Below are 13,109 nucleotides of genomic sequence, written 5' to 3'. Positions count from 1 at the left end.
CTCACGCGCCCTGCTTGCCCGGCGCCTGCAGGCGCCATACGCGGCCGTCCGGATCGCGCACGGTCATGTCGCGCGTGCCCCAGTGGGTATCTTCGAACGGCGTGACGACGTCGACGATCGGCTGCGGCTGCACCGCCTGCTCATCCGCCACCTTGAGCACGACCTGCATGGCCGGCGTCTCGCCCGGCGGCACTTCGGCGATGAACAGAAAGGGGCCGTCGCCGCTGCGCAGCTGCCCAGATTGGTGATCGGTTTCGAACTCCAGCTTGAAGCCCAGCGCCTGGAAGAACTTCGCCGACTTGCCCCAGTTGTGCGTCGTCAGGTACACGGCTTCGATTCGCTCGGATGACATGTCACTCCTCCTTGGTGGACGGCTCCGCACCCGGCGGCGGCGCGGCCAGGTACGCGCGCAATGCGTCGGCCACCAGCGCGGACAGCGACTGCTCCGTTTCGATGGCGCGATGCTTGACCTGCCGGATCAGGCCGAGCGGCAGGTACACGTTGAACTGCTTCACTTCTTCATCGGTCATGCTTGCTAGTATGCTAGCAATCTAGCAAAAGTCAATCGCAGGCGCGACCCGTGGGTGCGGGCCGCCGTTGGCGATCGGTCGTGAATCCGGGTTACGCGGCGGCGCGCGCCGCCAGTCGCACAAACAGCGCGTCGAGATCGAATCCCGTCGTGTCGATGCCGATCGTGTCGCGCAGGCACGCGCCCCAAGCGGCCGCATCGTCGAACGTGACGGTGCGCCCGACGCCCGCCGCGTCGCGGATCGTCAGCGTGGTGTTGCGCAGCGCGGCACGGCCGTCGGGCAGCACGCGGCAGGCGATCAGGTTATGCAGGAAGATCGATTCGGGATACGTCGACGTGAACCAGTTCGCGGCGTCGTAATCGATCCACTCGACCCGCTTCGGCTGGAAGCGATAGGTGGTCTGCCAGCCGTCGGGCGTCTCGATCTGCATGTCGAATTCACCGTCGACCGGCGCGGCGACGACGCGGAACGCGCCGTGCGGCGTCAGCTGCCGCTCGTCCGGCACGAAACGCAGCGGCGCGGTGAGCGTCGCGCTGCCGAAGCCGATGTCGGCGAACCAGGCCGCGCCGTCGAGATCGATGCGCAGCAGCATGTGCGTATGCGCGGTGGCGACTTCCGGTGGCAGCATCCAGCGCACGCGCGCGATCATCGGCGTCACGCGAAAGCCGATCGCCGTGAGCGCGGTGTAGAACAGCTTGTTGAGTTCGAAGCAGTAGCCGCCGCGGCGATGCGCGAGCACCTTGTCGACGATCGACGGCAGGTCGAGCGCGACGCGCGCGCCGGTCAGCGGATTGAGGTTTTCGAACGGAATCGCCTGCGGGTGCAGCAGATGCAGCCGGCGCAGCACGTCGAGCGTCGGCTCGACCGGGCCGTCGTAGCCGATGCGGGAGAAATAGCGCGAGAGGTCAAACGAGTCTGTCATGAACCTGCACCGAAAAAAGGGACACGCCACGATAGCATCGTGCGCAATCCCCATGTTGGGCGGGGTCATCTTCGTGTCGCGCGCGATGCCGGCACCGCATCGCGCACGGCCCCGCGCAACGTTACGGCAGCAGCTTCAGCGCGGACGATGCGACCGACGGCACCGAAATGCCCTGGCTCGTCGCGAACTGCACGGCCTGGCTGAGCGTCGTCGCGAGCGACTGCAACTGGCCCGGCGCGCTTTGCGCGATATACGACGCAGCCTGCATGTTCTGCGGATTCAGGCCCGACTGCAACAGCGACGCCGCGCTCGTCGAACCGAGATTGCCGAGCCCCGACTGCAGTTGCGAGTACTGCGTGAGCCCCTGCCCGAGCGACGCGAGGCCGTTGCTGAATGCCTGCTTGTCGATCGGGCCGTGCGTCGCACCGCCGCTCGCGAAGGCCTGGCCGAGCGCCTGCGATACCGATTGCTGCGCGCCGCCCATCTGCGACAGCGCGGCCGGCGTCAGCGCATTGCCGCCGGCGAGCTGGCTCGCGGCTTGCTGCGCCTGCCCGGCAGCACCGGTCAGCCCCATCGCCGACGCGAGCGACGACTGGCCGGTCAGCACCTGCTGGTTCGCGCCAACATAGGCCTGCAGCAATTGCGCGACGCCGCCCTGCGCGGGCGCCGCCTGCTGCTGCCCGCCGCCGAGCAGCGATGCGCCGATCGACTGCAGGTCGAGCTGCGCGTGCGCGGTGGCGCTTGCGAGAATGCCGAACGCGATGCATGCCGAGGCCAGGTGCCGGCCCGTCGCGCGAATCTGCTTCATGTGTTGTCCTCGTGCCCGAATGGTTGAGCCCGATATTGTCGAAGCGCGCCGCGCGCGGCCGCAACGACTGAAACACATCGAAACGAAATCACGCCGCACGGCCGCTTGCAATTGCGCGCGTCACGTACGTGGTCGAGGGAATTCATCCACGATTGCGTGCGATTTCGCGCGGGGGCTGGAATTCGTTCGCGAGCCGCATGAATGGCGGTGGCGGCAGAGGTTGGCAAAGTGAGGCGGCCGGTGGCCGGTGGTCGGCCACCCGCTTTCGGCTTTCGGCCAGTGTCGCGCTACGCCGCCATCCACGCCGGCAACCGCCCGCCGACCCAGTCAGCCGCCTGCTCGTAGCCGCGCGCAAGCTGCAACACGGCGAGATCGGCGCGCGGACGCCCGATCAGTTGCATTCCCATCGGCAGCCCGGCATCGTTGAAGCCGACCGGCACGCTGATCACCGGGCAGCCGGCCAGCGTCCACGGCACGACCGTTTCCATCCAGCGGTGGTAGGTATCCGTCGCACGGCCCGCGATCTCCTTCGGCCAGCGCTGGTCGACGTCGAACGGGAACACCTGCGCGGTCGGCGCCGCGATGAAGTCGTAGCGGTCGAAGAAGCTCAGCACGGCCTGATGCCACGCGGTGCGCTCGACGCTCGCGTCGAACACGGCCGCGCCCTGCATCGCGAGCAACCCCTCGACCTCGTAGATCGCCTCGGGCTTCAGCAGCGCGCGCCGCGCCGGGTCGCGATAGTGCGCAAGCAGCCCGCCGCCGGACAGCAGGTGCCGGTGCGCGAGCCACAGGCGCCAGATCCGGTCGGGCGCGAACGCCGGCAACGCGGCATCGACGTCGCAGCCGATCTCGCGCAGCGTCGCCAGCCCCTGCTCGCACAGCGCGAGCACGCCGGCCTCGGTCGCGAGATAACCGTTCCAGTCGCCGACCCACGCGATGCGCTTGCCGCGCAGGTCGGCGTCGAGCGGCTGCGCGAACACGGCCGGATCGTCCGCGAGCGACAGCGGATCGTTGCGGTCGTAGCCGGCCTGGATCGCGAGCAGTTGCGCGACGTCGCCGACCGTACGGCCCATCGGCCCTTCGATGCCGAGCTGCTGCACGAACACGTCGACGCCCGGCCAACGCGGCACGCGGCCCTGCGACGGACGGAAGCCGTAGATATTGCAGAACGCGGCCGGATTGCGCAGCGAGCCGCCGAAATCGCTGCCGTCCGCCACCGGCAGCATCCGCGACGCGAGCGCCGCCGCCGTGCCGCCGCTGCTGCCGCCCGCGCTCTTGGTCAGGTCGTACGGGTTGCGCGTCGCGCCGTAGACCTCGTTGAACGTGTGCGAGCCGAGCCCGAATTCGGGCGTGTTGGTCTTGCCGATGAAGATCGCGCCGGCCGCGCGCATCCGCGCCACGCCCACGGAATCGGCCTGCGGCACGTTCTCGCGGAAGATCGGCGAGCCGTAGGTCGTCCGCAGCCCCTTCGTCATCGCCAGGTCCTTCGGCGCCTGCGGCATCCCGTGCATCCAGCCGTGGTACTCGCCGCGCGCCAGTGCGGCATCCTTTTCCGCGGCTTCGGCGAGCAGTGCGTCGCGATCGCGCAGCGCGACGATCGCATTGACCGCGCCGTTCACGCGCTCGACGTGATCGAGATACGCACGCATCGTCTCGACGCACGACACGGCCTTGCCGCGGATCGCCGACGCGAGCTCGCCCGCCGACAGGCGCACGATCGGATCGACGGGGATGGAAGCGGGAGCGAGAAGCTGCGGGGCGCCGTGCGGCATGCGAAGTCTCCTGGAATCGGAATGGAATGGCGGGCCGCATGGCGGCGGTCGCGCCCGAACCGGCCGGGAGCGGCCGCGCCGCGGCCGATGCACTACTCTACGCGACGCCCGATCGGCGACCTCCGATATTTTCCGCCGCGATTCATTGCGGTTCCGACTGAATCGGGGTGGCGGGCCACGCTTCGCGCGCGCCGCCCCGGCCGATGAAATCGTTTATGCGCATAAACTTAAATTTCTTATATTTCTATTAGGCGCGGCACGAGGCGGCGCGCGTTAACGACATTTTTACGCGGTCGCCCGTTCTCTTTAGATCGTCCGGCCCGGCGGCGCGCTACGCTGGAATCATCACGTTTCCTGGACAACATTCATGCTCAAGCTGCTGGTTCCGGTCGGCCACTCTCCCCGCTCGCTTCAGGCGGTTCGCCACGCGACCTTCCTGTACCGCGAACGGTGCGCGTCGGAAATCGTGCTGATCAACGTTCAGGCGCCGCTCGAATCGACGCGGCTCGAGGCCTACCATCCGCTGTCGCGGCTGCGCTCGATCGAGGAGAAGTTCGCGTCCGACGATCTGGCCATGGCCGAGCGGATCCTGCAGGAAGCCGGCGTCAAGTACAGCGTCGTGATGAAGGTGGGCCCGGTGGCCGATACGATCGCGTCCGTGGCGGCAGAGACGGGGTGCGACGAAATCGTGGTCGTCGCGCCGCGGCACGACCCGTTGCATGCGCTGCTGTCGGTGTTCCGTCGCAGCGTGATGAGCCGGCTGGTGCGGATTTCGAATGTGCCGGTCACGGCCGTGCAATGACGGCGACGGCGCGCGACGCCGCGGCAGCGGCCCGTTCGTCGACGGGCCGCGGGTTTGCGACGCGCGGTGCGACACGTGTGCGCGTTGCCGCTCACCCGTGTTGCATCGGCGTTCCCGCAGCGCTTAGTCGATGACCTTGCGCACGAACACGAAATAGGCGGCGGCCGAAGACGCCACGAGCAGGATGGCCCACATCGGGGCGAGGCTGATCAGGACGGAAGAGACGTTAAGCATTTGGATTCCTCACTAATTCGATAGCGATGTTCGACACGCACCTGCTTGCCGGAACCGACGCATTCCTCCGCGATCGCGTTCCGTCAAATCATGCATTCATGCTATCGCTTTGAACGGCTGCGCGACCGCACCCTTCCGTCCGTAACCTGACATTCGTCAAACTCCCGTGAATCGCGCGCCTGTCGCGCAGAAGACCGTCGCGCGCATGCGTCGTCGCCCGTCCCGTTTCACCCGCCAGGCGCACTGACGTCGCGGCCTTCCCCCGCAGGCCAGTCTCGGAAAACGGGACAGGATCACCCGTCGCATCCTCATTTCAGCAGACGTTTACCGGGGGAACCCCCAAGTGCTTCGTCGAACGGGTCCGCGTTACGCTTGAGCCACGAGGAGACGAACCATGAGACGAGCCGTACATATCGCTGTTTTCGCGCTGCTGGCGTATCTCATTGGCGATCGCGCGATCCTGCACGCGCAGGGCCGCGACACCAGCCCGCTCGCGTGCGAACAAGGCGCCGCGCAAGTGAAGGTCGATGCGCTCGGCCGCGGTTTCGGCGAGGCCGCTGCCAGCAGCCAGAGCGAGGCGTTCATGTCGGGCTGCCTGGTGACGGGGCGCGGCAACCAGGATGTCGCGCTGGCGAACCGCTAAAAGGCGCCCGTTGACGCTCCGGTCGCGCTCCGGTCACGACGGCTGAACCGGAGCCGCGCACGCCTGCCTCAATTCCCGCTGTTGACGGTCATTTTCTCGATCGAAGTCGCAACGGATGTCACGGTCCGGATGCCGCTCACGCTGAATGTCTGCTCGCGGCCCGACGCGTCGCCGGGAAGACGCATCGACAACTGAGCGACCAGGCCATCCTTCCGGTAATCGCCGAACCAGTCGATCAACCGGCCGATATAGCATTTGTCGCCGACATGAACCCCCATGTCACCGACGATCTCGTACGCATAGTGGCCGGGCCCGTAATTCGCGTATTCGCTGCGATCGTCGCCCTGCACCGAAGGCGGGATCGGACACAGCGGCGCGTCGGAGCCCGCATCGCGCGCGGTGTTGTCGTTCACGTCGTGCAGCGCTTTTTCGAGCGCCGCATGCAGCTTGCCGTCGAGTACCGTCGGACCACTCTGGCCTTCATTGTGTTGCTCGATCGGTACCGACAGGCGGTAACGGTAATGCACCGTCAGTTTCGGCACCTCGCCGACGACGGTAAACGGCCGCAGCAGGTAAAACTCGTCCATGCCGTAGTGACTGTCGCGATACAACGCATAGATGCGCCCGCGCAAGCGAATCCATTCACCGGCCTGATTCGCGCCGCGGCCATTCGTCGTGTACAAGCTGCGGTCGAGTGCCTCGTTCGAATCGCCGGAGACCTCGAACTTGCCGCCCTTGCGGCGCAACACATCGACCGACGACCACAAGCCGGTTCCGTTCGCCGCCGATTCGACGACCAGATCGCGCTGCCCGTCGCCGTCGAGATCGATCAGCGTGTACGACGCCCCCGTCGCGGTGTCGTCCGCACCGCCCGGCGATGCCTTCAACGCCCGCCACTCGTCGGCCGTCACGCCACCCGGCCGCGCCGTCGGCAACACCGGGCCCTGCCCGTCGCTGGCGTCGCTCGAAAAGCGCGTCACGCCGTTCGTGATCCGCAACCGGTCGATCACTTTCTCGACCGGCGAGCTGGAATCCGTGCGGCGCGCCTGGTCGACGAGCGCGCGCAAGTCGTCGAGCGCCGCCTTGTCTTCGGCGTCGGGGCGATAGGCGAGCGCCGTGGCGAGCTGCGACTGCAGGTCGCCAATCCGCGTCAGGTAGCGCTGTTCGAGGCAACCGTGATCGGCGCCGCATTGATCGCGGGCCTTCAGCCAGCCGAGCTGCGCGGTGCGCAACGCGGCACGCTGCCCCTGCGGCAATGCATCGGACAGTCTCCGGTAGAAGGCCGACAGCCGGCTATCGTCCAGACGCAGGTCGTTCGATGCGCAGATGGCTTTTTCCGTCGGGCTGGATGCCTGTACGCAGTCGAGCCCTGCCGCGAAAGCCTGGGGCGCGTAAGCAAGCAGCACGAGCAAGAACGCGCGCCGCAGCGGGATTTCAAGGCGGAATGTCATGAGTGGGTTCCTGGCAGTCGATGCGCGCGCTCGGGTCGAGGCACGATCGGACTTCAGCGCCGGATTGTCCGTCAATTGCCCGGCCGGCGGAACAGCCGCGAGGACCGACGCGCGCACCCGCTGCCATGGGCGACAGCCGGTTTGATTTCCGCTAGAGTGGCGTGCCCGGCATCCGGCCGCCGCGTCGAGACCCCGCTTCATCGCCAACGACAACACACCCAAAGATGAGCCATCCGCACACCGAATTGATCCAGCGCTTCTACACGGCGTTTCAGCAGCGCGACATCGACGCGATGCTCGCCTGCTATGCCGATGACGTCGTCTTCAGCGATCCCGCATTCGGCGAACTGCGCGGCGACCTCGCACGCGACATGTGGCGCATGCTGGTGGCGCGTGCGCAGGATTTTTCATTGACGTTCGGCGACGTCGCCGCGGATCAGCAGGCCGGGCGCGCCGAGTGGATCGCCCAATACCGCTTCACGGCGACCGGCCGGATGGTGGTCAACCGGATCGACGCGCGGTTCCGGTTTCGCGACGGACGCATCGTCGAGCATCGCGACAGCTTCGACCTGTGGCGCTGGGCACGTCAGGCGCTCGGGCTGAAAGGCGCCCTGCTCGGCTGGACGCCTTTCGTGCAACGCGCGATCCGCGCGCAGGCGCGCAAGAACCTCGATGCTTATCGCGCCAAGCGGAAATAGCGCACACCGTCATGGCTTCATCGTCGCGTTGATCAGGTCGTCGGCCATGTCCGGCCGAACGCCGTCCGGATTCTTGAGACCGTTCTCGCGATACCAGCTTTCGTCGGCTTCGGGATGCGGGCCGACGAGCCCGACGCGCCCCTTGCCGTAGCGATAGGTCGCCGCCGCGATATCGCGGTTCGGATAGGTCGCCAGCACGACCGCGCCCCGGGCGGCCGGGAGCATCGCGCCGTCCTGGAAGTAGATCCAGCGCTTTCTCCCGCGCCAGACCACCGGTGTCACGGTGTCCTCGATACCGTGAAGCTTCGAGCCCGGCCGGCCGACCTCGGAGTCCAACTCGCCGGCAACCAGCCCGAAACCCGGGTCGCCCGCCAGGTAGGCTCCCATGCAGATGCCCAGATAGCGGCCGCCGTTCGACACGTAATGCCGCACGGCGTTGATCGAACGCTTGCCGATGCTGGCCGCCGCGCCGGGGATGTCCTGTCCGCCGCCCGGCTGAACATAGAGCGCGGCGCCGGCCAGGACGGCGGGCGTGATCTTGAGTTTTTCCGCCGGCCCGACGTAGATCACCCTGAACCTGTGGCTGGATTCACGCAGGCGCTGCGCGATCGTCTCGGGGCAGCCATCGCATGCGGCCGGGCCGCGATAGACCAGTGCGACGGGACGGCTGGCGGAGTCGCGCGCTTCACCATCGGCCACCGCCGCGTGAGCAACCGACGACGCAATGAGCGACACCACCACGAAAATCGATTCTCTGGATCGCATGTACTTGATCGACGGGCTTTGAGGGCTCGCGGCCGTTCAGGACGGTGCAACCGGCACGTGCCGATGTGGGCCCCATCTTTTGAAACCTGCTTGAAAGCCGCGTGAAATAGAGCGTAGGCGCGCGAAAACGGCCCGTGTGTAACGTTTCTTGCTTGCTTGTGCAGATATCTGCGCCGCCGGTAGCCGGTAGCCGGACTCCCGACGCGTCGTTACCGGTGGCGCCCCTCCCCGGCCGTGGCCTCGAACGGTTCGTGTCGGTTCGCATGACGTCAGCCAAAACCGACAACGGAGGCACCCGACGCAAACGAACGCGCCCGGATCGCAGTCAGGCACCCCGCAGCGCCTCCCCTCCACTGTCGGGACCACCCAAAACACCCTGCCGGCATCCGCACCCGGGTGAACCTCCAAAACACACCCCGACCCACCGACGCCCCCGTGCCACCGGGCTTTCCCGTACCCGGTCATCAACTCTTATATAAGACATAAGACATTTGACGTTAAAGAGCATTGAGATTAGAATCCCGCTCAAAGCAGTGTCTGGAACAGCCCCGGAGTGCCGGCAAGGCCTTCCCCTCAAACGCAATATCAGCAGGTCTCCCCATGCTTGAAAACTTTCGTGCTCACGTGGCCGCCCGCGCCGCGCTCGGTATTCCTCCCCTGCCGCTGACGGCTCAGCAGACCGCCGAACTGGTGGAACTGCTGACGAACCCGCCCGCCGGCGAAGAGCAGACGCTGCTCGACCTGATCACCCATCGCGTGCCTGCCGGCGTCGACGAAGCCGCCCGCGTGAAGGCCGGCTTCCTGGCCGCCGTGGCCAAGGGCGAGACCGCCTGCCCGCTGATCTCGCGCGAACGCGCGACCGAACTGCTCGGCACGATGCTGGGCGGCTACAACATCCAGCCGCTGATCGAGCTGCTGTCCGATGAAGCCGTCGCCGCCGTGGCCGCTGATGCACTGAAGAAAACCCTGCTGATGTTCGACCAGTTCCATGACGTCAAGGAACTCGCCGACAAGGGCAACGCGCACGCGAAGGCCGTGCTGCAGAGCTGGGCCGACGCCGAATGGTTCACGAGCCGTCCGGAAGTGCCGCAAAGCCTGACCATCACGGTGTTCAAGGTGACGGGCGAAACCAACACCGACGATCTGTCGCCGGCCCCGGACGCCACCACCCGCCCGGACATCCCGATGCACGCACTGGCGATGCTGAAGAACGCACGCCCGGGCATCACGCCGGAAGAAGACGGCAAGCGCGGCCCGGTCAAGTTCATCGAATCGCTGAAGGAAAAGGGTCACCTGGTCGCCTACGTGGGCGACGTGGTCGGCACCGGCTCCTCGCGCAAGTCGGCCACCAACTCGGTGCTGTGGTTCACCGGCGAAGACATCCCGTTCGTCCCGAACAAGCGCTTCGGCGGCGTGTGCCTCGGCGGCAAGATCGCCCCGATCTTCTACAACACGATGGAAGACGCCGGCGCGCTGCCGATCGAGCTTGACGTGTCGCAGATGGAAATGGGCGACGTGGTCGAACTGCGCCCGTACGAAGGCAAGGCGCTGAAGGACGGCAAGGTCATCGCCGAATTCCAGGTCAAGTCCGACGTGCTGTTCGACGAAGTGCGCGCCGGCGGCCGCATTCCGCTGATCATCGGCCGCGGCCTGACCGCGAAGGCACGTGAAGCGCTCGGCCTCGCGCCGTCGACGCTGTTCCGCCTGCCGCACCAGCCGGCCGACAGCGGCAAGGGCTTCTCGCTCGCGCAGAAGATGGTCGGCCGCGCGTGCGGTTTGCCGGAAGGCCAGGGCGTGCGCCCGGGCACGTACTGCGAACCGAAGATGACCTCGGTCGGCTCGCAGGACACCACGGGCCCGATGACCCGCGACGAACTGAAGGATCTCGCATGCCTCGGCTTCTCGGCCGACCTCGTGATGCAATCGTTCTGCCACACCGCCGCTTATCCGAAGCCGGTCGACGTGAAGACGCACCAGACGCTGCCGAACTTCATCAGCACGCGCGGCGGTATCGCGCTGCGCCCGGGCGACGGCGTGATCCACTCGTGGCTGAACCGCATGCTGCTGCCCGACACCGTCGGCACCGGCGGCGATTCGCACACGCGCTTCCCGATCGGCATCAGCTTCCCGGCAGGTTCGGGCCTGGTCGCGTTCGCGGCCGCCACCGGCACGATGCCGCTGGACATGCCGGAATCGGTGCTGGTCCGCTTCAAGGGCAAGATGCAGCCGGGCGTCACGCTGCGTGACCTCGTCAACGCGATTCCGCTGTACGCGATCAAGCAAGGCATGCTGACGGTCGCCAAGCAAGGCAAGAAGAACATCTTCTCGGGCCGCATCCTCGAAATCGAAGGCCTGCCCGACCTGAAGGTCGAGCAAGCGTTCGAGCTGTCGGATGCGTCGGCCGAGCGTTCGGCTGCCGGGTGCTCGGTGCACCTGAACAAGGAACCGATCATCGAGTACCTGAACAGCAACATCACGCTGCTGAAGTGGATGATCGCGCAGGGCTACCAGGATCCGCGCAGCCTGCAGCGCCGTATCCAGGCGATGGAGCAGTGGCTGGCCGACCCGCAACTGCTGTCGCCGGACGCCGACGCCGAGTACGCGGCCGTCATCGAGATCGACCTCGCCGACATCCACGAGCCGATCGTCGCATGCCCGAACGACCCGGACGACGTGAAGACGCTGTCCGACGTCGCAGGTGCGAAGATCGACGAAGTGTTCATCGGCTCGTGCATGACCAACATCGGTCACTTCCGTGCCGCGTCGAAGCTGCTCGAAGGCAAGCGCGACATCCCGGTCAAGCTGTGGGTCGCGCCGCCGACCAAAATGGACCAGAAGCAGCTGACCGAAGAAGGCCACTACGGCGTGTTCGGCACGGCCGGCGCGCGTACCGAAATGCCGGGCTGCTCGCTGTGCATGGGTAACCAGGCTCAGGTGCGCGAAGGCGCGACGGTCATGTCGACGTCGACCCGCAACTTCCCGAACCGTCTCGGCAAGAACACGAACGTGTATCTCGGCTCGGCGGAACTGGCGGCGATCTGCTCGCGTCTGGGCAAGATCCCGACCAAGGAAGAGTACATGGCCGACATGGGCGTACTCAACGCGAACGGCGACCAGATCTACAAGTACATGAACTTCGACCAGATCGAAGACTTCAAGGAAGTGGCCGACACCGTGCAGATGTAAGCACGCGGAGCGCGCTGCGGCGGGTGGTTGACGGCGCAGCACACTACGTAATGGCGTCGCAGGCTGAATGCCGGCGGCGCCATTTTTTTATGCGGTTTCGAAACAAGCCTCTCCGGAGATAGCGGGAAAGCCGCGATGACCGGCGTTTCTACCGCTGCGTCGCGACGCTCACGCGCCCTCGCCGCCCGGCTCGCTGCGGATCACCAGTTCGTTGAAGCCGGTGTGCGGGTCGGGTTCGCGCGCAAAGCGATGCGCGGGCAACACAGCCAGCAGAATCTCGGCGGTCGTGCGCACCACGCAGCCGCTCGCGACATGGCCGCCCGTCACGCGGCCGGCCGCATCCGAGATCGACATATGCAGATGCGCGCCGTCCGGCGACACCGAGCCGGCCAGCGTCAGGATTTCGAGGTCACCGCGCAACTCGGTCGGCACGTCGGCCCCGGCAAAGCGCAGCTGCGCGACGCTCAGGCTGCCGATGCCCTGGATCACGAAGGCCGCGTGCGATGCGTGGCCGCGCAACGCTTGCTCGATCGCGCCGCGCAAATCGTCGCCGGGGGAAAGACGCAGAGGATGAGCTTGCATGGTCGAGCACCTGCCGATGGTGGATGGTGTCGGCCAAGGGTACGTTTGCGCCGTGAATCCGGCAAGTCACCCGCGCCGGTCGCTCGCCAGCAACCCATACAGCGCGCTGTCCGACACTTCGTCGCCGACGATCCAGCGTTCGCGCAGCAGCCCTTCCCGCACGAAGCCCAGCCGTTCGAGCAGCCCCGCGGACGCGGCGTTGCGCGGATCGATATCGGCTTCGAGCCGGTTCAGCCGCAGCGTGCCGAACGCATGATCGATCATGGCCGATGCCGCCTCGCGCATGTAACCGCCGCGCCAGTACTTGCGCCGCAGGCTGAAGCCGATCTCGGCGCGCCGGCATGGCTCGTTCGCATGAAACAGCACGCATTCGCCGAGCGCTTCGCCGGTTTCCCGCAGTTCGAGCACGCAGGTCAGGCTCTCCCCGCTCGCGGACGTCTGCACGTTGCGCGCGACGCGTTCGATCGCCTGTTCGATGTGCGTCATCGGCGAGAACGAGAAATAGCGCATCGCTTCGGCATCCGACCAGATCTCGAAGAAGGTGGGCGCATCGGCTTTGCGTAGCGGTCGCAGGACGAGGCGGGAGGTGTCCAGCGTGACGGGTTCGAACAGAGGCATGGCGACAATCGTTCTGAAAACGAGATCGTGAATTAGAACATGCAAGCCGCAAGTCGGCCATCTCACGCGTTCGCGCGCCCCGCCGCACAGCAGCAACC

Annotated in this window: 13 protein-coding genes; 4 read left to right on the top strand and 9 right to left on the bottom strand. The window is 66.5% G+C overall.

The features are described from left to right. Window position 1: 1 nt before the first annotated feature. The 5 genes from LGM56_RS03365 to LGM56_RS03345 all read right to left on the bottom strand — a co-directional run bounded on the left by LGM56_RS03365 (window position 2) and on the right by LGM56_RS03345 (window position 4,032). Complete coding sequence (locus tag LGM56_RS03365; protein WP_089496656.1) at window positions 2-352, bottom strand: VOC family protein; 351 nt, start codon at window positions 350-352, stop codon at window positions 2-4. Window position 353: 1 nt separating this feature from the next. Continuing rightward, the gene (locus LGM56_RS03360) at window positions 354-530 is read right to left on the bottom strand and encodes a ribbon-helix-helix protein, CopG family (RefSeq protein ID WP_176050107.1); all 177 of its coding nucleotides are present in this window, start codon (window positions 528-530) and stop codon (window positions 354-356) included. A gap of 91 nt (window positions 531-621) precedes the next feature. Further along, window positions 622-1,452 (bottom strand): arylamine N-acetyltransferase family protein, encoded by an 831-nt coding sequence (locus tag LGM56_RS03355; RefSeq protein WP_226202812.1) that lies wholly within the window; start codon window positions 1,450-1,452, stop codon window positions 622-624. Window positions 1,453-1,573: 121 nt separating this feature from the next. Further along, window positions 1,574-2,260, bottom strand: a complete 687-nt coding sequence (locus LGM56_RS03350) for a hypothetical protein (RefSeq protein WP_226202810.1) — start codon at window positions 2,258-2,260, stop codon at window positions 1,574-1,576. A 287-nt stretch (window positions 2,261-2,547) separates the two neighbouring features. Further along, window positions 2,548-4,032, bottom strand: a complete 1,485-nt coding sequence (locus tag LGM56_RS03345) for an amidase (RefSeq protein WP_226202808.1) — start codon at window positions 4,030-4,032, stop codon at window positions 2,548-2,550. A gap of 367 nt (window positions 4,033-4,399) precedes the next feature. Here LGM56_RS03345 and LGM56_RS03340 point away from each other — a divergent pair, with 367 nt between their 5' ends. After that, a complete protein-coding gene (locus LGM56_RS03340; RefSeq protein WP_089442158.1) occupies window positions 4,400-4,834 on the top strand; it encodes a universal stress protein in 435 nt (144 codons plus the stop codon). A 628-nt stretch (window positions 4,835-5,462) separates the two neighbouring features. Then, window positions 5,463-5,711, top strand: coding sequence for a hypothetical protein (locus LGM56_RS03335; protein ID WP_039344123.1), 249 nt, complete (start codon window positions 5,463-5,465; stop codon window positions 5,709-5,711). 68 nt (window positions 5,712-5,779) lie between these two features. Here LGM56_RS03335 and LGM56_RS03330 read toward each other — a convergent pair whose 3' ends face one another. Beyond that, the gene (locus LGM56_RS03330; RefSeq protein ID WP_226202806.1) at window positions 5,780-7,162 is read right to left on the bottom strand and encodes a lysozyme inhibitor LprI family protein; all 1,383 of its coding nucleotides are present in this window, start codon (window positions 7,160-7,162) and stop codon (window positions 5,780-5,782) included. 224 nt (window positions 7,163-7,386) lie between these two features. Here LGM56_RS03330 and LGM56_RS03325 point away from each other — a divergent pair, with 224 nt between their 5' ends. After that, window positions 7,387-7,860 carry a nuclear transport factor 2 family protein gene (locus LGM56_RS03325; RefSeq protein WP_226202804.1) on the top strand — a complete coding sequence of 158 codons (474 nt, stop codon included), beginning with the start codon at window positions 7,387-7,389 and terminating at the stop codon, window positions 7,858-7,860. Window positions 7,861-7,869: 9 nt separating this feature from the next. On the opposite strand, the gene LGM56_RS03320 is transcribed toward LGM56_RS03325, so the two are convergent. After that, on the bottom strand, window positions 7,870-8,625 hold the full coding sequence (locus LGM56_RS03320; protein ID WP_264170770.1) for a BPL-N domain-containing protein: 756 nt from the start codon (window positions 8,623-8,625) through the stop codon (window positions 7,870-7,872). 600 nt (window positions 8,626-9,225) lie between these two features. Here LGM56_RS03320 and acnB point away from each other — a divergent pair. Continuing rightward, window positions 9,226-11,811 carry a bifunctional aconitate hydratase 2/2-methylisocitrate dehydratase gene (gene acnB, locus LGM56_RS03315; protein ID WP_089427183.1) on the top strand — a complete coding sequence of 862 codons (2,586 nt, stop codon included), beginning with the start codon at window positions 9,226-9,228 and terminating at the stop codon, window positions 11,809-11,811. A gap of 168 nt (window positions 11,812-11,979) precedes the next feature. On the opposite strand, the gene LGM56_RS03310 is transcribed toward acnB, so the two are convergent. Next, the gene (locus LGM56_RS03310) at window positions 11,980-12,393 is read right to left on the bottom strand and encodes a PPC domain-containing DNA-binding protein (RefSeq protein WP_226202800.1); all 414 of its coding nucleotides are present in this window, start codon (window positions 12,391-12,393) and stop codon (window positions 11,980-11,982) included. A gap of 66 nt (window positions 12,394-12,459) precedes the next feature. Next, complete coding sequence (locus tag LGM56_RS03305) at window positions 12,460-13,011, bottom strand: GNAT family N-acetyltransferase (protein ID WP_226202798.1); 552 nt, start codon at window positions 13,009-13,011, stop codon at window positions 12,460-12,462. Window positions 13,012-13,109 lie beyond the last annotated feature (98 nt).

The sequence above is a fragment of the Burkholderia sp. AU38729 genome, from assembly GCF_020419725.1.
Classification (GTDB): Bacteria; Pseudomonadota; Gammaproteobacteria; order Burkholderiales; family Burkholderiaceae; genus Burkholderia.
The sequence above is the reverse complement of the archived record's forward strand: the minus strand, read 5'-3'. Positions and strand labels throughout refer to the sequence as shown.